The following is a 21,474-nucleotide window of genomic DNA, read 5'->3' on the forward strand; positions in this document are numbered from 1 at the left end:
CCACCCCAGGCAACACGTCAGATGTCGTAGACGCTTCCCGCGGACACAGCGTGAACCGGCCCTGCGAACTCGGATTTCGCTTCGGCGATGACGTCCTCCCTGGACGTCCACGGCGGGATGTGGGTGAGGAGTAGTTCCTTCACTCCGGCCAACGTCGCGATCCGGCCGGCTTCCTTGCCGGACAAGTGAATACCTTCCGGCCGATCAGGACTGTCCGTCCACGACGCCTCGGAAAGGAGGATGTCGGCTCCACGAGCAAGCTCGACGACGTTGTCACACATTCCGGTATCGCCGGTGTACACCAGAATCCGTCCGTCGGCGTCCGTGATCCGGAATCCGTACGCCTCGGGCGGATGATTCATGCGGCTTGCCACGACGGTCAGTTCACCGAAGGTGACGGGTTCGTTCTCCGCCCACAACTTCAGATCGATGGTGTCGGAAATATCGTCCATCTCCCCCGCGCACTCGGCGGACGACGTTCCGATCCTGCACGCCGTGTCTGTCGGGCCGTACACCAACGCTCGCCCCTCGGGGCGGTTCGGATGATAGCGACGCCACACGAGCAGGCTCGGCATGTCGAGGCAGTGATCGGCGTGCAGATGCGAGAGCAGAATCGTCGCGTCCCCTGGGTCCGCGTACCGCTGCAGAGCCCCGAGCACTCCGGGACCGAAATCTATGACGAGCGGCGGGGTACCCGGCGCTGTGAGCAGGTAACCCGAAGCCGGTGAATCCGGCCCCGAGACGCTGCCGGAACACCCCAGGACGGTCATGCGCATAAGGTCATGCTGCCACGTCGACCCATTAACAAAAAAGCTCCCGGTCGTTTTGGCGAGTCGAAGTCACACCGCCGGTGGGGTGTGACCCACGTCCGATCAGAAAGTTGCTGGTCGGGCTGGTGTTGTAGCGCCGGCGCGGTTCGCTCGATCGCCGGAGGAGAGTGCCCACGCCGCTACGACGCCGCCGACCGCACCGAACAAATGCCCCTGCCACGAGACACCCGGCGTGCTGGGCACCACGCCCCACAGGACTCCGCCGTAGATCACGAAGACAACAACGCCGATCAGAATCTGGCCGAAACTCCGGGTGAAAAATCCACGCGTCAACAGGTAGGTCACCCACCCGAAGATCAGCACCGACGCCCCGACGTGATTGGTATTCGCTCCGGCAACGAGCCACGTTCCGACCCCGCCGATCACCCAGATGATTCCGGTCGCAGCCAACCCTCTCGATATGCCAGACACCAGAACGAGATAGCCGAGTATCAGTACGGGGATGGTGTTCGCGATCAAGTGTGCCCAGTCGTCGTGCAACACGGGCGCAAACAGGATGCCCCACAAACCGTCGAGCGTTCGCGGTGAGACTCCGGCGTTCTGGACGTTCTGACCGGAAATGACGTCGATGATCTCGATGACGTACAGCGCTAGTACAAATCCGCCGACCAGCACCGCGGACTGCTTCCACACCGACGGCGGTTTCGGCGCGGGAACCGGTGCCCGTGAACCGAAATCAGGACTGTTGAAATCCATCGTCATCGCGTGCGTCCTCACAGTAGATGTGTCTACTTCGAGGTTACCGGCGCTCGCCGGGCTAGACGAAAGCCGACGGGAACAGGTCTCGGTAACTCGGGATCCCCGCCACCGATGTCGCGTCGAGAATCGCCTTGACGATCGCGCGTTCCACGACCTGGGCGGCGGCCGCACAGACTGCGTCGAGGATCGGCAGATCCGCCGGGAACGCCGCCGGTACGTCGATCGCCGTCTCCGGCGTGTGCGTTCCGGTAGCGAGCGCAAAGATCGTGTCGCCGTCCAACGGCGAATGGGCCGGACGGATTGCCCGGGCCAAACCGTCGTGACCGGCAACTGCAACGCGTCGGCACCCGGCTTTGGTCAGGGCCGCGTCGGTAGCGACGACGCCGATGGTGGTGTTGAGCACTGTCCCTTTGGCGCCGATTGCGTTGGCTGCGTCGAGCTCGCACGGGATCGGCATGCCGATCCCGAAGGACGCCTCCCCCTCGGACCCGACGCCCCACGGCAGACCGGTACGCGGATCGAAGACCGAGCCGACCGGGTTTGCCACGATCAGGGCCGACACAGTTGTCCCCTTGGCCGGTCCGTCTGTGATCACGACGCTGGCAGTTCCGACGCCGCCTTTGATCCCACCGGCGCGGGCACCGACACCGGCGCCCACTGTTCCGGTCGCACATTCACGCGACGCGGATTCTGCTGCCAGATATCCGAAATCGGCGTCAGGTCGAATCTTCCAGTCCCCGACCGGAAGATCGAAGATGACGGCGCCCGGCACGATCGGCACCACCTGGCCAGGCAGGCCCATCGCGATTCCGTGGCCGTGTTCCTCGAGCCAGCGCATGACACCGTCGGCGGCAGCGAGGCCGTACGCACTTCCACCGGTCAGGAGCACGGCATTGACCTGCTGAACCGAATGGCTCGGGTCGAGGAGATCGGTTTCGCGAGTACCCGGCCCGCCGCCCCGAACATCAACTCCCGCAACCACTCCCGCCGGGGCCAGCACAACGGTGCATCCCGTCGCGGCCCCCGCCCCCAGAGCAGCGTCGTCGTCGAGCCGATGATGATGACCGACAGTCAAACCGGCGATGTCGGTCAACGAATCCGTGGGGCCGGGCGCCGTGGTGATCACGGCATGAGCGCCTGAACGAGCGAATCCTGCATCCACGTCAACCAGTGATAGACATCAAGATGCGGTGCTCGCGGATCATCCGGATCCAAACTTTCCGGAGTGTCTGCGTCGATACCGAGATTGGTGCCGAGAGCCAGACGAACGTCGTTGAGCGCGGACAGCCACGCGTCGGCCTGCTCCTGGGTCAGGAGGATCTTGCCGCCGTCCGCGGGAAGCGAGGCCAGCAAAACCCTGCCGGCAGCCTTCTTCGCGTCGATGATCTCGGGTTCGTGCAAACTCCGCAGCGCTCCGTTGACATTGGCGCCGGCGTCGTCGAGATCATCGGAATCCGGGGACGCTTTACTGGGGTCGGTTCGCTGAAAATCTGGGAGCAACCGCGCCAGAACCGGATTGTCGGGCGATTCCGAATTACCGGTTCGAAGACCGGTGAGCGCCGCCAACTCGTCCTGCGGTGCGCCGGACTCACGATCTTCCAGCAGTCCGATCACCGACTCTACGAGCGAACTCAGGACGGTCACCTCATGAGCGTCCATCTCGGATTTGAACTTCACTCCGGAAAGCGAGTTCTTCTTGATCCACGTCCGCACGCGTCGGACTCCCCTCTTGTGATCGGATCGAACTTGTCGAAGGTGAGCGAGCCCTAGGTGTCGTCGCGCTGCATCGTGGCCCACAGTCCCGCCGCGTGCAGACGCCGAACATCGGCTTCCATCTTGTCGCGCGAACCACTGGACACGACGGCCTTGCCCTCCGAATGCACCTTCATCATCAAATCGGTGGCCTTGGCCTTGCTGTACCCGAACAGTTTCTGGAACACGTAGGTCACGTAGTGCATCAGATTGACCGGATCGTCCCAGACGATCGTCACCCAAGGCCTGTCAACAGCTTCGATGATTGCAACAGCCTCCGACTGCTCCGGGACCGCGCGCGGCGCAGAGGCAGTTGTGGAAACAGTCGCAGAGCCGAAAACCATGTCTCCAGGGTACGGCGCGATCCGAGGTGACAACACCCACCCTCGTGGTCTCCCGCCTAGAGTTATGTGCGTGCCTACGCAAATCTCCGACACCCGTGACGCCGCCGCGAGTACCGCTCTGCTCACCGACCAGTACGAGCTCACCATGCTCTCTGCCGCGCTTGCCGACGGATCTGCTTTCCGTACCTGCAGTTTCGAAGTATTCGCGCGCAGACTTCCCGAGGGGAGGCGTTACGGAATCGTCGCCGGCACGGAGCGATTGCTCGACGCTCTCGAGCACTTCCGTTTCGGGGAACCCGAACTGGCGATCGTCTCGAAGTTCCTGGACGACACCACCGTCGAGTGGCTGCGCAATTACCGGTTCTCCGGCGACATCGACGGTTACCGCGAAGGCGACTTCTACTTTCCCGGCTCGCCGATCCTCTCCGTCCGCGGATCGTTTGCCGAATGCGTGTTGCTCGAGACACTGGCCCTCTCGATCCTCAACCACGACAGCGCGATTGCGTCGGCTGCGGCCCGCATGGTCAGTGCCGCAGACGGTCGAAGGCTCATCGAAATGGGCTCACGCCGGACCCATGAGCAAGCCGCAGTCGCGTCGTCCCGCGCCGCGTACCTCGCCGGATTCGACGCCACGTCCAATCTCGAAGCTGTCCGCCGCCACGACGTTCCCGGCGCGGGTACCAGCGCCCACGCCTTCACCCTCCTGCACACCACCGACAACGGAACCGACGAGGCCGCGGCCTTCCGCGCGCAGGTCGACGTACTCGGTGTCTCGACCACATTGCTGGTCGACACCTACGACATCACCGAAGGCGTGAAAACCGCTATCGCCGTAGCCGGAACCGAGCTTGGCGGGGTGCGTATCGACTCCGGAGACCTCGGGGTGGTCACCCGCCAGGTGCGTCGACAACTCGACGACCTCGGCGCCACCAAGACCCGCATCGTGGTCTCCGGCGACCTCGACGAATATGCCATCGCAGCGCTGCGCGCCGAACCCGTCGACACCTACGGCGTCGGCACGTCCCTCGTCATCGGCTCCGGCGCTCCGACGGCCGGCATGGTCTACAAACTTGTCGAGGTGGACGGAATTCCCGTCGAGAAGCGCAGTACCAACAAAGCGTCGCGCGGCGGAGCGAAGAAAGCACTGCGCATCGCTCGCCAGACCGGAACACTGGTCGAGGAAGTGATCTATCCCGCCGACGCGCCCTCGCCGATCGCCGCCGCGGACGGCGCGACCGAGCTGATGATTCCGTTGGTACGCGGCGGCAAGACCGTCGACGGCGTCCCCACATTGGAAGAGAGCCGAGCAGTCGTGAAAGCCGGGCTGCTCAGCCTCCCGTGGGAGGGCCTCAAGCTCTCACGCGGAGATTCCGCGGTACCGGTCCGATTTGTCGGTGGAGGTCACTGATGACTGCACGTGCATTGATCGTGGTGGACGTCCAGAACGACTTCTGTGAGGGCGGCGCCCTAGCCGTCGACGGCGGCGCTGCCGTAGCTGCGGCGATCAACACCTTCGTCGACTCTCACGAGTACGACGCCGTCGCAGCGACCCGCGATTTCCACATCGATCCCGGTGCTCACTTCTCGGAAAACCCCGATTACGTCGACACGTGGCCGGTGCACTGTGTGGTCGGAACTTCAGGCGCCGACTTCCACCCGGCTTTCGATGCATCGATCGCCGGATCTGCCGTGTTCTCCAAGGGTGCGTACAGCGCCGCGTACTCCGGGTTCGAAGGGTTTTCCGAGGACGGCACGACCCTCGAGGAGTGGTTGCGGGCACACGACATCACCGACGTCGACGTCATCGGCATTGCCACCGATCACTGCGTGAGGGCCACGGCACTCGACGCGGTCCGCGCCGGCTTTGCCACCACAGTCCTCCTGCCACTCACTGCAGGTGTGGCAACCGCCACGATCGAAGCGGCTTTGACGCAGATGCGCGAGCACGGAGTGCAGCTCAGCGGCCGTGACGAACATGCGCCTTCGAGTGGCGTCGATATTTCTGACGTAGGTATCCACTAACCTGCTTCAGTGGCCGATGAACTTCCGAATGTCCCCGAACTGCTTCGCACGGCGGTGCAGGCGCTGGGCGGTGCCGAGCGGACCAGCCAGCTCACGATGGCGTCGGCGGTAGCGCATTCGATCGATACCGGTGAGCATCTTGCCGTCCAGGCCGGCACCGGTACGGGTAAGTCGCTGGCCTATCTGGTGCCGAGCCTGCGTCATGCCGTCGAGTCCGGTCGCACCGTCGTCGTGTCGACGGCCACCATCGCCCTGCAGCGGCAGCTGGTCGATCGTGATCTCCCCCGCCTGGCCGATGCACTGAAGAAGCCTCTCGGGCGTCGCGCGGAATTCGCAATCCTCAAGGGCCGCAACAACTACCTGTGCATGAACAAGATCCACACCGGCGCCTCCGAGCAGCCACCGGAGGACGAACTGTTCGATCCGTTCACAGTCTCCCGGCTGGGCCGTGAAGTGGTGCGCTTGACCGAGTGGTCCTCGGACACCGACACGGGCGACCGCGACGAACTGGTGCCAGGCGTGTCCGATCAGGCGTGGCGGCAGGTCAGCGTGACGTCCCGCGAGTGCATCGGAAAGAACCAGTGCCCGGTCGGCGAGGACTGCTTTGCCGAACGCGCCCGCGTCGAGGCGTCGAAAGCGGACGTCGTCGTGACCAACCACGCCCTACTCGCGATCGACGCCATTACAGGCATCCAGATTCTGCCCGAGCACGACGTCGTTGTCATCGACGAAGCCCACGAATTGGTCGACCGCGTGACCGGGGTCGCGACGGACGAGCTCACCGCGGCCGCCATCAGCGCAGCCGCTCGTCGCTGCGGCAAGATCGTCGAAGAACAGGACGCCGATCGTCTCGAGGCCGCCGGCGAAGGCTGGGCCGGACTCCTCGAAGAACTTCGCCCCGGACGCTGGGACGGGCTTCCCGACGGCGCTGCTCCCGCGCTCGCAGCCATCCGCGATGCCGCGTGGGCCCTGCGCACAGCCATCGGCCCGGCCAAGCCCGGCATGATGGCAGCCGATCCCGAAGCCGCGGCCGCCCGCAATGCGGCACTCTCCTCGGTGGAAGACATTCACGACAGCGCCGTACGAGTCCTCACTGCTTTCGACGAACCAGATCCCGCCCAGCGCAAAGATGTGGTCTGGCTCTCGTCCGACGAGTTCCGCGGATCGGTCCGCCGCTCCGTCCGGATGGCCCCACTGTCCGTCGGCGGTTTGCTGCGCTCACGCCTGTTCGCGGAATCCACTGTGGTGTTGACGTCCGCAACACTCACCGTCGGAGGTTCCTTCGACGGTCTTGCGATCAACTGGGGACTACCCGCGCAGTCGTCGGTTCGCCCCGATTCCGGAACTGCGATCGGAAGCGAAGCTCCTTCCGATGCCAACGCATTTCGTTGGAACTCGGTCGACGTCGGATCGCCGTTCGACCATGCGAAAGCCGGAATCATCTACATTGCCCGCCACCTGCCCACACCCGGCCGGGACGGCTTGTCCCCGGTCTACCTCGACGAAATCGCCGAACTCGTCGAGGCTGCGGGTGGGCGCACCCTCGGACTGTTCTCGTCGATGCGCGCCGCCAAAGCCGCATCCGAAGCCATGCGTGATCGCCTCGACACACCGATCCTGTGCCAGGGCGACGACGCCACCGGCACCCTCGTCAAGGCCTTCGCCAAAGATGAACCCACATCACTGTTCGGGACACTGTCCCTATGGCAAGGCGTCGACGTTCCCGGCCCGTCGCTGTCCCTGGTGATCTTGGACCGCATTCCATTTCCGCGGCCGGACGATCCGCTGCTGATGGCTCGTCAACAGGCCATCGAGGCACACGGCGGAAACGGCTTCCTCAGCGTCTCGGCCAACCATGCAGCGCTGCTCCTCGCCCAGGGAGTGGGCAGACTGTTGCGTAGCGTCGACGACAAAGGTGTTGTGGCCGTACTGGATCCGCGTCTTGCAACGGCCCGGTATGCCGGATACCTGCGGGCGTCATTGCCACCGTTCTGGGAGACGACCAAGCCCGAGGTCGTCCGCAAAGCGCTGACCCGGATCCGCGATTCGCGGCCCTGACGCACTTCTGCCCCGGACCTTGTCGACAAGGTCCGGGGCAGAAAGTGGGTTTACACAGCCGGGGTCGTGACCAATCCCAGCTCTGATGCGTTCACCAGCAGACGGTGATGCGGAAGAACCCGAACCGTGTAGCCGACCGATCCCGAAACCGGAAGCGCTACTTCGGCTTCGAAGATCTCGATGCCGTCCTCCGAACCGAAATGTGTCATCGGGAAGGTGACCACATCGGTCAGTTCCTCACCCGGAGTGACGCGTCCGATGACGGCCTGCACCTCGACGTCTGTCACCGACAAATCACCGAGACGAACCTGCGCCTTCAGCGAGAGGGTCGCACCGATTTCCGGGGTATCCGGCAACCCGGAACCGTCAACCTGCACAACGCTCACGGACGGCCACTGCGATTCGATCCGCCGACGGAACTCGGCAACCTCACGCGCTCCGGCGTAGTTGTCCGCCACCACAGCCCGAGCAGATTCTGCCGACGGCGCGTAGTACTGCACTGCGTAGTCACGAACCATGCGTGACGCCAACACCTTCGGGCCCAGATTCTCGAGTGTGTGGCGAACCTTCTCGACCCACCGCGTCGGCAGGTCGGCAGCGTCACGGTCGTAGAACGTGGGCAGCACCGCGTGTTCGAGCAATTCGTAGAGCGCGCTCGCTTCGAGATCGTCACGGCGAACGTCGTCGAGGACGCCGTCGGCGGTCGGGATTGCCCAGCCGTTCTCACCGTCGTACATCTCGTCCCACCATCCGTCACGGATGGAGAGGTTGAGTCCACCGTTCAGTGCAGACTTCATACCGGAAGTTCCACACGCCTCGAGCGGGCGCAGCGGATTGTTCAGCCACACATCGCAACCCCAGTACAGGTAGCGGGCCATCGACATGTCGTAATCCGGCAGGAAGACGATGCGATGACGGACATCCGCCTCGTCGGCGAACCGCACCACCTGCTGAATGAGCGCCTTGCCACCGTCGTCGGCGGGATGCGACTTTCCGGCCACCACCAACTGCACTGGCCGCTTTTCGTCGAGGAGCATCGCGCGCAGTCGATCGGGGTCGCGCAGCATCAGGGTGAGTCGCTTGTACGTCGGCACGCGCCTGGCAAACCCGACAGTCAACACATTCGGGTCGAAAACTCCACTGGTCCAACCCAGTTCGGCTTCGGTGGCGCCGCGCTCGAGCCACGACGCCTTCACACGTCGACGCACTTCGTTGACGAGTTTGCCGCGCAAGTCGTTGCGCGTTTCCCAGAGTTCGGTGGCGGACAGCTCGTGCAAGCGCTCCCAGCCGCGCGATTCCTCGAGCTGCTCCTGTCCGACGATCCGGCGGGCGACGTTCATCCATTCCGGCGCCGCCCAGGTGGGCGCATGGACACCGTTGGTCACCGAGCCGATCGGAACCTCGTCAGCATCGAATCCCGGCCAGAGACCGTTGAACATGTCGCGACTGACGATGCCGTGCAGCTTCGACACACCGTTGGCACGCTGGCCGAGTCGAAGGCCCATGTGCGCCATGTTGAAGATCGACGGATCCGATTCGCGGCCCATCCCGACGATGCGATCGACCGTCAGGCCGGGAAGAAGCGTCGATTCGTTCTCGCCGTTGGAACCGCCGAAGTAGTGGCGAACCAGATCTGCCGGGAAGCGGTCGATTCCGGCGGGCACCGGAGTGTGGGTCGTGAAAACGGTACCGGCGCGTACAGCCGCCAACGCCGAATCGAAATCCAGCCCGCTGGTGGTGACAAGTTCACGAATTCGTTCGATACCGAGGAAACCGGCGTGGCCCTCGTTCATGTGGAACACCTCGGGATCGGGCAATCCGTATGCCGCGGTGTACGCCCGAACTGCACGTACGCCACCGATACCCGCAAGGATTTCCTGCTTGATGCGGTGATCCTGATCGCCGCCGTACAGACGGTCGGTCACGCCCCGGAGATCGGGATCGTTCTCAGCGATGTCCGAATCGAGGAGAAGCAGGGGCACCCGGCCGACCTGCGCGATCCACACCCGCGACCGGAGAACTCGCCCACCGGGCATCGCAACGTGGATCACTACCGGCGATCCGTCGTCGGACGACGGGCCGGCATCCGTCAGCAAACGCAGGGGCAACCCCTGCGGATCGTGGGGTGGGTAGTGCTCGGCCTGCCACCCGTCGGCTGTCAGGGACTGGCGGAAGTAGCCGGATCGATAGAGCAGTCCGACACCGATCAGCGGAAGTCCCAGATCCGATGCGGCCTTGAGATGATCGCCGGCCAGAATTCCCAGGCCACCCGAGTAGTTCGGCAGGACTTCGCTGACGCCGAATTCCATGGAGAAGTACGCAATTCCCCCAGCCAGCGACACCCCCTTTGCCTGCTGCGACTGGTACCAGCGCGGAGTGCTCAGGTAGCTGTCGAGATCGGCGGCTGCGGTGTCGAGGTCAGCGAGGAAGTCGTCGTCGCTGCTGAGCTCGTCGAGTCGGGCGGGATCGACCTCTCCGAGCATTCGAACCGGATCGAACTGAACTGCTTGCCAGAGTTCAGGGTCCAGGCGCGAGAACAGATCCTGAGTCTCGGGATGCCAGGACCAACGCAAGTTGGTGGACAAGGGGCCGAGCGCTGCAAGGCGCTCCGGAAGGTGGGCTCGGACAGTGAACCGACGCAAGGCTTTCACCCCGCGAACCCTAGTCGAGTTGAACCACCGTGTCCGCTGGAGCGACGACAAGGCGCTGTACCCACTACGGTTGAACTCGGCCACACCAGTAACACTCCACCATCAGAAATGGAGCTTCCCGTGACAGGACGCCTCGGTATCGACGACGTGGTACCCGCGATCTCGGGTAACTATCCAGCCAAGGCCGTAGTGGGTGAAGTGTTTCCCGTACACGCCACGGTATGGCGAGAGGGCCACGACGCAGTTGCGGCCACCCTCACCGTGCGCGGACCCCGCGGAACCAAACCGATACGCATCCAGATGGACCCGGGCAGCGAACCGGACACCGTCGACGCTGTATTCGTTCCGTCCACCGAGGGACTCTGGACGTTCCGGATCGAAGCGTGGAGTGATCCCGTCGCAACCTGGAAGCACGCCGTCGAAGCCAAACTGTCCGTCGGGCAAGGCCCGGCAGAGCTAGCCAACGACCTCGAGATCGGCGCGCGACTCTTCGAGCGCGCCGCCCAGGAACAGCCCCGCGCCAACCGCTCGAAGTTGGAGGCGGTGACGGCGTCGCTGCGCAGCACCGCGCCGGTGACAGCCCGGGTCGCCCCGGCATTTGCGTCGGACGTCGCCGAGTTGCTCCGCGCGCATCCCCTGCGCGAGTTGGTCACCAAGGGCGAACCGCACAACGTGCTGGTCGACCGCAACCGAGCACTGTTCGGTTCGTGGTACGAGTTCTTCCCCCGCTCCACCGGTGGCTGGGACGAGAACGGGGTGCCGAAGCACGGCACGTTCAAGACCGCGTCCGAGGATCTACCACGCATTGCCGCAATGGGTTTCGATGTTGTCTACCTGCCGCCGATTCACCCGATCGGTGAGATCAATCGCAAGGGCCGCAACAACACGCTCACTCCCGAACCCGGGGATGTCGGATCGCCATGGGCCATCGGCTCCGCCGAAGGTGGGCACGACGCAGTCCATCCGGAACTCGGAACGCTCAAGGATTTCAAGGCGTTCGTGTCGCGGGCACGCAAACTCGACCTCGAAGTGGCACTCGACCTCGCACTGCAATGTGCACCCGATCATCCTTGGGCAGCAAAGCATCCCGAGTGGTTCACTGTTCTGCCCGACGGCACCATCGCCTACGCGGAGAACCCGCCGAAGAAGTACCAGGACATCTATCCGATCAACTTCGACATCGACCCGGACGGGTTGGACAAGGAAATCCTGCGCGTCGTTCGCCACTGGATCAACGCGGGGGTCAAGATCTTTCGCGTCGACAACCCCCACACCAAGCCGCCCAACTTCTGGGAAAAGCTGATCTCCGAAGTCAAGAAATCCGATCCGGACGTTCTCTTCCTGGCCGAGGCGTTCACCCGGCCTGCCCGCATGTACGGCCTGGCCCGACGCGGCTTCACACAGTCGTACACGTACTTCACGTGGCGCGTCGCAAAGTGGGAACTGACGGAATTCGGCAACGAACTCGCAGCCAAAGCCGACGAGGCGCGCCCCAATCTCTTCGTGAACACCCCGGACATCCTGCACGAGTCGCTACAGCACGGCGGACCCGGAATGTTCGCGCTGCGGGCAGCTCTCGCCGCAACACTCGCACCGACGTGGGGCGTCTACTCGGGGTACGAACTCTACGAGCACCAGGCGGTGCGTCCCGGTAGCGAAGAGTATCTGGACTCGGAGAAGTACGAACTACGTCCGCGCCGGTTCGCGGAAGCCGCTGCGCGCGGCGAATCCCTCGAACCCTGGATCACCACGCTGAACCGCATCCGCCGCGCGCACCCCGCTCTGCAACAACTCCGCAACCTGCATTTCCACCACATCGACAATGACGCGATCATCGCCTACTCGAAGTTCGATCCGATCACCGGCGACGCCGTACTCACCGTCATCAACCTCAATCCGTTTGCCGCGGAAGAGGGAACGATCTGGCTGGACATGCCGGCACTCGGGCGCGAATGGCACGACCACATGAGCGTGCTCGACGAAGTGAGCGGCGAGCAATATCAGTGGGGCCAAGCAAATTTCGTTCGCCTAGAGCCATGGCGGTCCGTCGCCCACATTCTTGCGCTACCGCCAGTTCCCTACCCCGCCAGAACTTCCCTGGCATACCGCGGAGGTAAATGATGGTCGCCGAACTGCCTGCCGGGGTTGCTCCGGCACCCCACGATCTGGAATTGCTTGCCCGCGGCGAACACCACGATCCGCACAGCGTCCTCGGCGCGCACGCACACCCCGACGGAACAGTGCTGCGTACCCTTCGGCCACACGCCGAGTCGGTCGACGCCGTCATCGGCGGAAAGGCCTTTCCCCTCCACCACATTTCGGGTGGGGTCTTCGCCGCACTGGTCCCCTACCCGGAACTCATGGACTACCGGTACTCGGTCACCTACCCGGGTGGGCATACCGTCGTCGTCGCCGATCCGTACCGATTCCTCCCCACACTCGGCGAACTTGATCTCCATCTCTTCGGTGAGGGTCGGCACGAACGCCTGTGGGATATTCTCGGCGCCCACCCGCGCAGCTACGAAACGCCGGACGGAGTAGTCGAGGGAACCTCGTTTGCGGTGTGGGCGCCCGCCGCCCGGGGAGTCACCGTCATCGGCGACTTCGACGGCTGGGGTGGGCAATTCGCGCCCATGCGCGTCCTCGGTTCGACAGGAGTCTGGGAACTGTTCCTGCCCGGAATCACAGCAGGTGAACTGTACAAGTTCCGCGTCCACGGGCGAGACGGTTCGGTAGCGGACAAGGCCGACCCGATGGCCTTCGCCACCGAGGTACCGCCGGCGACGGCGTCACGCGTGAGTACCAGTTCCCACATCTGGCACGACGCCGACTGGCTCGAGGCCCGCGCGCACGTCGACCCAGCGCAGTCACCGATGAGTGTGTACGAAGTGCATCTCGGATCCTGGCGCCCTGGCCTCGACTACCGGCAGATGGCCGAGCAACTCGCGCAGTACGTCACCGAAACCGGGTTCACACACGTCGAATTGCTCCCAGTCGCCGAGCACCCGTTCGGCGGATCCTGGGGATATCAGGTCACGTCGTACTACGCTCCGACGGCACGATTCGGGACACCCGACGATTTCCGCTGGTTTGTCGATCACCTCCATGCCGCCGGCATCGGTGTCCTCGTCGACTGGGTTCCCGCTCACTTCCCCAAGGACGAGTGGGCACTGGCCCGCTTCGACGGCACACCGCTCTACGAACATGCCGATCCGCAGCGCGGCGAGCAGTTGGACTGGGGTACATACGTATTCGACTTCGGTCGACGCGAGGTCCGCAACTTCCTCGTCGCCAACGCGCTGTTCTGGCTCGACGAATTCCACATCGACGGCCTACGCGTCGATGCTGTCGCATCGATGCTCTACCTGGATTACTCCCGCCCGGAAGGTGGCTGGACCCCCAACATTCACGGCGGCCGCGAGAACCTGGAAGCAGTTGCGTTCCTTCAGGAGATGAATGCCACCGTCCACAAGAAACACCGCGGCGTTGTCACCATTGCCGAGGAATCAACCGCGTGGCCTGGAGTCACCCGCGCGACCAATGTGGGCGGCCTCGGATTCAACATGAAATGGAACATGGGGTGGATGCACGACACCCTGGGATTCCTGGGCCGCGACCCCGTCCACCGCACGTACCACCATCACGAGATCACCTTCTCGCTGATGTACGCGTGGAGCGAGAACTACCTACTGCCCATCAGCCACGACGAGGTCGTCCACGGCAAGGGAACCTTGTGGACACGTATGCCCGGCAACGATTTCGCGAAAGCCGCGGGCCTTCGCGCTCTCCTCGCCTACATGTGGGCGCACCCGGGTAAGCAGCTTCTGTTCATGGGCCAGGAGTTCGGCCAGACGGCCGAGTGGTCCGAAGAACGAGGCCTCGACTGGTGGCAACTCGACGACCCGAACACCGGCAATCTCCACCGCGGCGCGATGCAGCTGGTCAGCGATCTCAACTCTGCATACCGCCGGCATCCGGCAATGTGGACCCTGGACACCTCGCCTGGCGGGTACTCGTGGATCGACGCCAACGACACCGAGAACAACGTCCTGAGTTTTCTGCGTTACGGTACTGACGGCTCGATTGTCGCCTGCCTCTTCAACTTCTCGGGCAGCGAACACTCGAGCTACCGCGTCGGGCTACCGGAGCCCGGCCGATGGGTGGAAATCCTCAACACCGATGCGCAGACGTACGGCGGCTCGGGGGTGGGCAACCTCGGTGCGGTCACAGCGACGTCGCAGTCGTGGCACGGTCGGCCGGCGTCAGCTCAGGTCGCACTTCCCGCCAACGGTGCGATATGGATCAGTCTGGAGCGTTGATGGTGGGCCGGCGAGCAGCACTAGTCACTTCGTCGTTGTTGGCAACTGCTGCCGTGTTGTCCGGCTGTTCGCAGACCTCCAGTGGCCAGGCCGTCTCGATCTACCACGACCCCTTCCGCGTTGCCGGCCTCGACGCGTCGTCCGGTCCTAGTGGCCTGCGACCCGGTGCGCCCGACGCCGAACGCGACATCGTCGGCACCGACGGCGGTTCCATCGACGCACTCGCCGCCAACGCGATCACCGACATCGAAACCTTTTGGAACACGCAGTATCCGACACTGTTCAACGAACCGTTCCAACCCGTCGACACGCTGATCTCGTGGGATCCCACCGAATCGAACGGTCCGGACTTCTGCGAGGAGACCACAGAAGACCTCATCAACGCCGGCTACTGCAGCCTCGACCACACCATCGGGTGGGATCGCGAACTTCTCCTTCCCGAGGTGCAGGAAAAGTTCGGGGACGTCGCCGTCGCGTTCATCTTCGCGCACGAGTACGGCCATGCAGTCCAGCGCAAAGCCGGAATCGTCAAAGGTGGGTCCGAATCGGCCCTGGTGCGTGAACAACAGGCCGACTGCTTCGGTGGTGCGTTCCTGCGGCACGTTGCCGAGGACAAGGCAGCACACTTCACGATGAATACGTCCGACGGCCTGAACAAGGTGCTCGCCTCTGCGGTCGCTATCCGTGACGACGATCCCAACGATCCCGACTCACACCACGGTTCCGCGTTCGAACGCGTCACCGCAACACAGATCGGGTTCACCGACGGCGCGTCTGCCTGCACGCGGATCGACCAGGAAGAAATCGAATCACGGCGGGCTGAACTGCCCCAGCAATTCGACTCCGAAGACGATTCAGGAGAACTTCCCGTCACCGAGGAAACGCTGCAGGAGTTCCTCACGACGTTCCAGTCGGTCTTCGAATTGGAGAATCCGCCGACAGTCACATTCACCGGCGCGGACACCGGATGCGCCGACGCCGTCGCTACCGAACCGGTCTCGTTCTGCCCCTCGACCAACACCATCGGCATCAATGTCGACGAGTTGGCGGAACGCGGAACACCGGGACGGGTCGGTCGACGCGAATTGATGCAGACCGACATCACCGGCGACTACAACGCATACGTACTGCTCGCGTCGCGGTACACCCTCGCGATGCAGCAGCAACGTGGTCAGGCACTCGACACACCACAGACCGCGCTGCGGGCGGCGTGCTTGGCCGGAGTGATCACAGCCGCACTGAGCCCCTCCAATGCAGCCGAGTCCGGAGCACAGGTCACCCTGTCGCCCGGCGACCTCGACGAGGCCGTCTCCGGCTTGTTGACGGACGGGTTGGCTGCCAGTGACGTCAACGGCGACACCGTCCCGAGCGGCTTCGCCCGGGTCGACGCCTTCCGTACCGGTGTGTTGGGTGGGCAGGTGTCCTGCGACAGCCGCTATACGGAGTAGCGGCCGTAGTAGGCCTAGTAGAGCGCTGCCGCCAGTTTGCGGCGGGCTGCCATCACCATGGGCTCGGCGGGATCGAACAATTCGAAGAGTTCGAGCAGACGCGTCCGCGCCGCGGCCTTGTCGTCACCTGCACTGCGTGACACGACGCCGATGAGGCGAGCAAAAGCTGCTTCCGGTTGCTGTCCGGCCATCTCCAGGTCCGCTGCCGCGAACTGCAGTTCGGCATTCGACGGATCTGCGTCGGCCGCCGCCACGGCGTCGGGTTCGGTGTTCTGGGCACGCGCCATGAACTTGACCTGGCGAACAGCGTTGAGGGCCTCGGCGTTGGTCGGCTCGGCATCGAGAATCACTTGGTATGCCGCAATGGCACCGTCGAGATCACCGGCGTCGAGGGCGGTTTCGGCAGCAACGAATCGTGGATCTTCCACTTCTGGTTCGTCGCGCTCAGCAGTCGGAACGGGACCGCTGAGCTTTCCGGCGGTAGCTTGCAGAACGGCGGCAAACCACTGAGTCAACTGCTCTTCGGGCTGTGCACCCTGGAAATCTGCCAACGGCTGGCCGGCGGCAACGGCAACAACCGTCGGCACCGACTGGATTCCGAAGGCCTGCGCGATCTGGGGGCTGACATCGACGTCGACGTTCGCAAGAATCCACTGACCACCTGCCTGCGCGGCCAAGCGCTCCAGCACCTCGGTGAAGACGACAGACGGCTCGTACGCGCGCCCACCGAGGTTGACGATCACGGGCACCTGGCTCGACTTGACCAGAACTTCGGCCTCGAAGTTCGCTTCCGTCACCTCGATGACAAACCCATTGGCAGCAGAAACGGCCCCATCGCCGCTGGGATTACGCGGAGGTGGGGCCGTGGCCCGCTCTTTGAGAGCGGACAAGTCGACTGCGCCGCTCATAGCGGCTGCAACTGCTGACGAACGCGCTGGGGGCCTGGATCCTGGTCGAGTCACAAGTCCCAGTTTGTCACGAGTTGCCGGAACCTTCGAAGAGGCCTACTTCACTTAAGCGAGCGCGGGGTCCGCAGCGGCTGTGTTCACCTTGGACAGTTCCGCCAACCTGCCTGTGCGCGCGGCCCACGCCTCGAAAACAATCGTGCCGAACGGCGGGATGCTGGCAAACAGTGCCCAGAACGTGGTGACCAGGTTCCACTTCAACTGCTTTGCAGTCCAGAGCGCAACCAGGATGTAGATGACGAACACAGCACCGTGGAAGGGACCGAAGATCTTGACGCCTGCCACCATTCCCTCTTCGGGGATGTACTTGAAGGCCATTCCGACCAACAGTCCGAGCCATGTGAAGGCCTCGAGGACGGCAATGAAACGGAACCGCTTTGCGGTGGTACTGAGATCGAAGACGTTCGCCATGAACCCCATTGTGCCCGAACAACTACGACGCCCCGTAGTGGTGTGAGGAATACCACGAGGCGTCGTAGAGCGAACTGAGGTGTTCAGGTGTATTTAGACTCTCAGGCCTTGGGTACGCGGACGATCAGGGCGTCGCCCTGCCCGCCGCCGCCGCACAGTGCGGCCGCGCCGATGCCGCCGCCGCGGCGCGCCAACTCGAGTGCCAGGTGCAGCGCGATCCGGGCACCGGACATACCGAGCGGATGCCCGACGGCGATGGCGCCGCCGTTGACGTTCACCTTCGCCGGATCGAGGCCGAGCTCACGCGTGGAGGCGATACCGACGGCCGCGAACGCCTCGTTGATCTCGACGAGATCGAGATCGGCGGGGTTGATACCTTCCTTCGCGCAGGCCTTCGCGATGGCCCGCGCCGGCTGGGACTGCAGGGTCGAATCGGGTCCGGCGACCACACCGTGGGCACCGATCTCCGCGATCCACGCCACACCGAGTTCTTCGGCCTTGGCCTTGCTCATCACGACCACGGCGGCGGCGCCGTCGGAGATCGGGGAGGCGGAGCCGGCGGTGATGGTGCCGTCCTTGCTGAACGCGGGACGCAGTTTGCCGAGGGATTCGACGGTGGTGTCGGCGCGGATGCCCTCGTCCTGCGTGAAGACGATCGGATCGCCCTTGCGCTGCGGGATCGAGACGGGGACGACCTCGTTGTCGAACAGGCCGTCTTTCCAGGCGCGGGCGGCGTTCTGGTGTGAGGCCGCGGCAAACGCGTCCTGCTCCGCGCGGGTGATGTGGGTGTCGTCCTGCTGGTTGACCTGTTCGGTGAGCAGGCCCATCGCCTGGTCGGTGAAGATGTCGTGCAGACCGTCGTACGCCATGTGGTCGCGCATCGTGACGTCGCCGTACTTGAACCCTTCACGGCTCTTTTCGAGCATGTGCGGTGCGCGGGACATCGATTCCTGCCCGCCGGCGACGACGACGTCGAATTCGCCGGCGCGGATCAGCTGATCGGCCAGGGCGATGGCGTCGACACCGGAGAGGCACACCTTGTTGATGCTCAGGGCGGGAACGCTCATCGGGATGCCCGCGGCGACGGCGGCCTGACGGGCCGGCATCTGACCCGCGCCGGCGGTGAGAACCTGACCCATGATGACGTACTCGACCTGCTCCGGGGCGACACCGGCCTTCTCGAGGGCGCCCTTGATGGCGATGCCACCGAGATCGGACCCGGACAGGTCCTTCAACGAACCCATGAGTCGACCCATCGGGGTACGGGCTCCGGCAACAATCACAGAACTGGTCACGATTTCCTCCGGCTGCAAAAAGAGACATAGTCTTCGGGCGCACGTGGTATACGAGCCAAGTCACATCCCGACGTGTACTACTTAAACGGTAGCGCTACCGTGAACGGTATGACACAGACCTCCCCCAGTCCCGCTCTCGCAGCGTTGTCCTCCGACCTCGTCGTCGCCATCGACCACGTCGGAATTGCCGTTCCCGACCTCGATGTCGCCATCGCGTGGTACACCCAGCACCTGGGCATGGTCTCGACTCACGAAGAGGTCAACGAAGCACAGGGCGTGCGCGAAGCCATGCTCTCCGTCGTCGGTGCGCCCGCCGGCTCCACGGCCGTTCAGTTGCTCGCACCCCTCGACGAGAACTCGACTATCGCCAAGTTCATCGACCGCAGCGGCCCCGGACTGCAGCAGCTCGCGTACCGCGTCACCGACATCGAAGCTATTTCCGACGAGCTCCGTGCACGCGGCGTCCGGTTGCTCTACGACGCACCGAGGCGCGGCACCGCGAACTCACGCATCAACTTCATCCACCCGAAGGACGCCGGCGGTGTACTCGTCGAACTGGTCGAACCGGCCGCGTCGCACTAGTAGGCCCGACTCCTGCAGATATGCCAGGTAGATTGTCGCCATGGCATACGAGCAGGACCGCGGTTCCATTCAACTTCCGTTTCAGATCGCACGGAAGGGATACGACCGCGACGAGGTACGCAACTACTTCGAGCGATTCGACGTAGAACTGCGTGTGACGGCTGCGGATCGCGATGCCGCAGCCGCGCAAGCCCGTGACCTTGCCAAGCAGTTGGACGATGCCCGCGACGACATCGACGACCTCCGTAAGGACGTCGACCGCCTGTCCGTTCCGCCCACCACTGCGGAGGGCATGAGCGATCGCATCAGCCGCATGCTCCGACTGGCGTCCGACGAAGCATCCGAGGTTCGCGCGAAGGCCGAGGCCGACGCAGCAGAGATGACCTCCATCGCCGAACAGGACGGCGCCCGCCTACGCGGGCACTACGAGTCGTTGATCGCGGAGCTCGACGACCGCCGCAACGCCATGGAAACCATGCACGAGCAGACCATGTTGCAGGCCAAGACCGAAGCGGCGCGCATCGTCGAAGCCGCGCAGGCCGAGCGCGACCGTCTGGCCGCCGAATCCGAGGCGAAGCGAACTCAAATTCGCGAAGATTTCGACATCTCGATGGCGGAACGACGCGCCAAGGTTGTTGCCGCAGTCGACGAACTCGAAGCATCAAGCAAGGCAGAAGCCGAACGACGATTGACCGACGCCACGCGCGAAGCGCAGCGTCGTCTACAGGCTGCGACAGATCAGTCCGAGCGAAAGATCGCTCACGCCAAGGAACTTGCCGAAGAACTGCGCGTTCTACGTGGACGCATCCTTGCGCAACTCCTGGGAATCCGAGGTCAGCTCGATTCGGTGCCCGCGATGCTCGCCTCCGTCAACCGTGAGAGCGAATTGCTCGACGCTCCGACCACTCCGCCGTCCTCGGAATTCACCGACGACGAGTACGAGGAAACGAGCTACACAGAATCCGAACCGGAAACTGACGACTCGGATGACATCGAAGACACCAACACAGCCGAAATCGACACCCGCGAGGTCGAACAGCGGGCGCAGTCCCGAAACTGATCCGTCACGACCACCTTCTGGTCAGGCCGCGGGTGCCGCGGCCTGACCAGCATCCGGTATGCCAATGCCGACGCTCCGCGGCCCCACCGGGCTCCGACGGCCACGTCACCACATGCGCAACTCCCGGCCTGATGTCGTGGTCACAGCCGGGGCATCGATAGAACTTCGTGGCATTGGCTCCCGGAATCGGCCGAACCATGTACAGCTCGCCGCCCGGACCGGGCTCCTCCCGGACCACTGCCCCGCCAAAAAGCACACCACGCGGTTCATCCGAAGCCGGACCTCGTCGACTGTCAGTACGACGAGATTGTTTCGGCATCGGTTTCCGGCGAGGCATTAGAAAAGCCGGAACTCGGTGCTCTCGGTCCCGCGTAACGCCTCGTAGTCGAGGACAAGGCAGCGAATCCCGCGGTCGGTTGCCAAAGTCTTGGCCTGCGGCTTGATCTGTTGCGCCGCAAACACTCCCGTTACCGGAGCGAGCAGCGGATCACGGTTGAGCAATTCGAGATAGCGCGTCAGCTGCTCGACACCGTCGATCTCCCCGCGACGCTTGATCTCGACGGCAACCGAAGCACCATCGGCATCACGAACCAGAAGATCGACCGGCCCGATAGCCGTCATGTATTCGCGTCGTACCAAGGTGTAGCCCTTACCCAGCGTTTCGACATGCTCTGCGAGAAGCTCTTGCAGGTGCGCCTCGACGCCGTCCTTGATCAAACCAGGATCGATACCGAGTTCGTACGACGAATCATGTTCGACCTCTTCGAGGGTGATCCGCAGCTCTTCGCCGGCCTTGTTGGTCACGACCCACAGAATGTCGTCGCTGTCACCGGTGGTCTCGACCAACCAGCACGGCGGACTCATCCAGTTGAGCGGCTTATACGCCCGGTCATCGGCATGGATGCTGACGGAACCGTCCGCTTTGACCAACAGAAGGCGTCTGGCGGTAGGGAGATGGGAAGTCAATCGACCTACGTAGTCGACACGGCAACGAGCAATAACTAAGCGCACTGCACCACCCTAAGGGATCGGTGCGAC

The 21,474-nt window shown here is 63.8% G+C and carries 19 protein-coding genes; 8 read left to right on the forward strand and 11 right to left on the reverse strand.

All coding sequences use genetic code 11. The annotated features are described in order from the left end of the window. Positions 1-17: 17 nt before the first annotated feature. From KYT97_RS26575 to clpS, 5 genes are all read right to left on the reverse strand, one after another. The gene (locus KYT97_RS26575; RefSeq protein ID WP_045066892.1) at positions 18-776 is read right to left on the reverse strand and encodes a cyclic nucleotide-degrading phosphodiesterase; all 759 of its coding nucleotides are present in this window, start codon (positions 774-776) and stop codon (positions 18-20) included. Between the two features lie 96 nt (positions 777-872). Then, complete coding sequence (locus KYT97_RS26580) at positions 873-1,532, reverse strand: rhomboid family intramembrane serine protease (protein ID WP_033232731.1); 660 nt, start codon at positions 1,530-1,532, stop codon at positions 873-875. Between the two features lie 55 nt (positions 1,533-1,587). Then, entirely contained in the window at positions 1,588-2,655 is a 1,068-nt protein-coding gene (locus KYT97_RS26585; RefSeq protein WP_219113142.1) for a P1 family peptidase, read from the reverse strand. Beyond that, a complete protein-coding gene (aosR, locus tag KYT97_RS26590; protein WP_033232729.1) occupies positions 2,652-3,242 on the reverse strand; it encodes an oxidative stress transcriptional regulator AosR in 591 nt (196 codons plus the stop codon). The genes KYT97_RS26585 and aosR overlap by 4 nt, the downstream gene beginning before the upstream one ends. A gap of 53 nt (positions 3,243-3,295) precedes the next feature. After that, the gene (gene clpS, locus KYT97_RS26595; RefSeq protein ID WP_033232727.1) at positions 3,296-3,625 is read right to left on the reverse strand and encodes an ATP-dependent Clp protease adapter ClpS; all 330 of its coding nucleotides are present in this window, start codon (positions 3,623-3,625) and stop codon (positions 3,296-3,298) included. A gap of 64 nt (positions 3,626-3,689) precedes the next feature. On the opposite strand from clpS, the gene KYT97_RS26600 reads away from it, so the two are divergent. The 3 genes from KYT97_RS26600 to KYT97_RS26610 are packed head-to-tail and all read left to right on the forward strand — an operon-like array spanning position 3,690 to position 7,705. Continuing rightward, positions 3,690-5,033, forward strand: a complete 1,344-nt coding sequence (locus KYT97_RS26600) for a nicotinate phosphoribosyltransferase (RefSeq protein ID WP_219111095.1) — start codon at positions 3,690-3,692, stop codon at positions 5,031-5,033. Beyond that, positions 5,033-5,647 (forward strand): isochorismatase family protein, encoded by a 615-nt coding sequence (locus KYT97_RS26605; RefSeq protein WP_045066890.1) that lies wholly within the window; start codon positions 5,033-5,035, stop codon positions 5,645-5,647. Before KYT97_RS26600 ends, KYT97_RS26605 begins: the two co-directional genes overlap by 1 nt. Positions 5,648-5,656: 9 nt before the next feature. Next, positions 5,657-7,705: an ATP-dependent DNA helicase gene (locus KYT97_RS26610; protein ID WP_033232721.1), complete on the forward strand. Its 2,049-nt coding sequence runs from the start codon at positions 5,657-5,659 to the stop codon at positions 7,703-7,705. Between the two features lie 50 nt (positions 7,706-7,755). Here the strand turns inward: KYT97_RS26610 and glgP are convergent, their stop codons facing one another. Continuing rightward, complete coding sequence (gene glgP, locus KYT97_RS26615) at positions 7,756-10,356, reverse strand: alpha-glucan family phosphorylase (protein WP_033232719.1); 2,601 nt, start codon at positions 10,354-10,356, stop codon at positions 7,756-7,758. A gap of 120 nt (positions 10,357-10,476) precedes the next feature. Between glgP and KYT97_RS26620 the strand changes: the two genes are divergently transcribed. The 3 genes from KYT97_RS26620 to KYT97_RS26630 are packed head-to-tail and all read left to right on the forward strand — an operon-like array spanning position 10,477 to position 16,123. After that, positions 10,477-12,477, forward strand: a complete 2,001-nt coding sequence (locus KYT97_RS26620; RefSeq protein WP_095887764.1) for a maltotransferase domain-containing protein — start codon at positions 10,477-10,479, stop codon at positions 12,475-12,477. Further along, positions 12,477-14,675, forward strand: a complete 2,199-nt coding sequence (gene glgB, locus KYT97_RS26625) for a 1,4-alpha-glucan branching protein GlgB (protein WP_415395496.1) — start codon at positions 12,477-12,479, stop codon at positions 14,673-14,675. Before KYT97_RS26620 ends, glgB begins: the two co-directional genes overlap by 1 nt. Beyond that, entirely contained in the window at positions 14,675-16,123 is a 1,449-nt protein-coding gene (locus KYT97_RS26630; protein WP_033232715.1) for a neutral zinc metallopeptidase, read from the forward strand. Before glgB ends, KYT97_RS26630 begins: the two co-directional genes overlap by 1 nt. A gap of 14 nt (positions 16,124-16,137) precedes the next feature. Here KYT97_RS26630 and KYT97_RS26635 read toward each other — a convergent pair whose 3' ends face one another. The 3 genes from KYT97_RS26635 to KYT97_RS26645 form a co-directional block, all read right to left on the reverse strand. Continuing rightward, positions 16,138-17,031, reverse strand: a complete 894-nt coding sequence (locus tag KYT97_RS26635) for a tetratricopeptide repeat protein (RefSeq protein ID WP_033232713.1) — start codon at positions 17,029-17,031, stop codon at positions 16,138-16,140. 105 nt (positions 17,032-17,136) lie between these two features. Next, a complete protein-coding gene (locus KYT97_RS26640) occupies positions 17,137-17,499 on the reverse strand; it encodes a DUF3817 domain-containing protein (protein ID WP_116103150.1) in 363 nt (120 codons plus the stop codon). A gap of 101 nt (positions 17,500-17,600) precedes the next feature. Then, positions 17,601-18,794: an acetyl-CoA C-acetyltransferase gene (locus tag KYT97_RS26645; RefSeq protein ID WP_219111101.1), complete on the reverse strand. Its 1,194-nt coding sequence runs from the start codon at positions 18,792-18,794 to the stop codon at positions 17,601-17,603. Positions 18,795-18,902: 108 nt separating this feature from the next. Between KYT97_RS26645 and mce the strand changes: the two genes are divergently transcribed. Beyond that, the gene (gene mce, locus KYT97_RS26650) at positions 18,903-19,376 is read left to right on the forward strand and encodes a methylmalonyl-CoA epimerase (RefSeq protein WP_033237402.1); all 474 of its coding nucleotides are present in this window, start codon (positions 18,903-18,905) and stop codon (positions 19,374-19,376) included. A 40-nt stretch (positions 19,377-19,416) separates the two neighbouring features. Continuing rightward, positions 19,417-20,436 (forward strand): hypothetical protein, encoded by a 1,020-nt coding sequence (locus KYT97_RS26655; protein WP_033237401.1) that lies wholly within the window; start codon positions 19,417-19,419, stop codon positions 20,434-20,436. A 4-nt stretch (positions 20,437-20,440) separates the two neighbouring features. On the opposite strand, the gene KYT97_RS31040 is transcribed toward KYT97_RS26655, so the two are convergent. Together KYT97_RS31040 and nucS are read right to left on the reverse strand one after the other, a co-directional pair. Further along, a complete protein-coding gene (locus tag KYT97_RS31040; protein ID WP_084702718.1) occupies positions 20,441-20,773 on the reverse strand; it encodes an ATP/GTP-binding protein in 333 nt (110 codons plus the stop codon). Continuing rightward, positions 20,773-21,447 carry an endonuclease NucS gene (gene nucS, locus KYT97_RS26660; RefSeq protein ID WP_033237400.1) on the reverse strand — a complete coding sequence of 225 codons (675 nt, stop codon included), beginning with the start codon at positions 21,445-21,447 and terminating at the stop codon, positions 20,773-20,775. The genes KYT97_RS31040 and nucS overlap by 1 nt, the downstream gene beginning before the upstream one ends. Positions 21,448-21,474: the final 27 nt, after the last annotated feature.

It is taken from the genome of Rhodococcus globerulus (genome assembly GCF_019334125.1).
Taxonomy (GTDB): domain Bacteria; phylum Actinomycetota; class Actinomycetes; order Mycobacteriales; family Mycobacteriaceae; genus Rhodococcus_F; species Rhodococcus_F globerula.

Bases quoted from the DNA above. Each gene is read 5' to 3' on its own strand.
- KYT97_RS26575 (WP_045066892.1), bottom strand. From the start codon at position 776: ATGCGCATGACCGTCCTGGGGTGTTCCGGCAGCGTCTCGGGGCCGGAT.
- KYT97_RS26580 (WP_033232731.1), bottom strand. From the start codon at position 1,532: ATGACGATGGATTTCAACAGTCCTGATTTCGGTTCACGGGCACCGGTT.
- clpS (WP_033232727.1), bottom strand. From the start codon at position 3,625: ATGGTTTTCGGCTCTGCGACTGTTTCCACAACTGCCTCTGCGCCGCGC.
- KYT97_RS26600 (WP_219111095.1), top strand. From the start codon at position 3,690: ATGTGCGTGCCTACGCAAATCTCCGACACCCGTGACGCCGCCGCGAGT.
- KYT97_RS26605 (WP_045066890.1), top strand. From the start codon at position 5,033: ATGACTGCACGTGCATTGATCGTGGTGGACGTCCAGAACGACTTCTGT.
- glgB (WP_415395496.1), top strand. From the start codon at position 12,477: ATGGTCGCCGAACTGCCTGCCGGGGTTGCTCCGGCACCCCACGATCTG.
- KYT97_RS26630 (WP_033232715.1), top strand. From the start codon at position 14,675: ATGGTGGGCCGGCGAGCAGCACTAGTCACTTCGTCGTTGTTGGCAACT.
- KYT97_RS26635 (WP_033232713.1), bottom strand. From the start codon at position 17,031: ATGAGCGGCGCAGTCGACTTGTCCGCTCTCAAAGAGCGGGCCACGGCC.
- KYT97_RS26640 (WP_116103150.1), bottom strand. From the start codon at position 17,499: ATGGCGAACGTCTTCGATCTCAGTACCACCGCAAAGCGGTTCCGTTTC.
- mce (WP_033237402.1), top strand. From the start codon at position 18,903: ATGACACAGACCTCCCCCAGTCCCGCTCTCGCAGCGTTGTCCTCCGAC.
- KYT97_RS26655 (WP_033237401.1), top strand. From the start codon at position 19,417: ATGGCATACGAGCAGGACCGCGGTTCCATTCAACTTCCGTTTCAGATC.
- KYT97_RS31040 (WP_084702718.1), bottom strand. From the start codon at position 20,773: ATGCCTCGCCGGAAACCGATGCCGAAACAATCTCGTCGTACTGACAGT.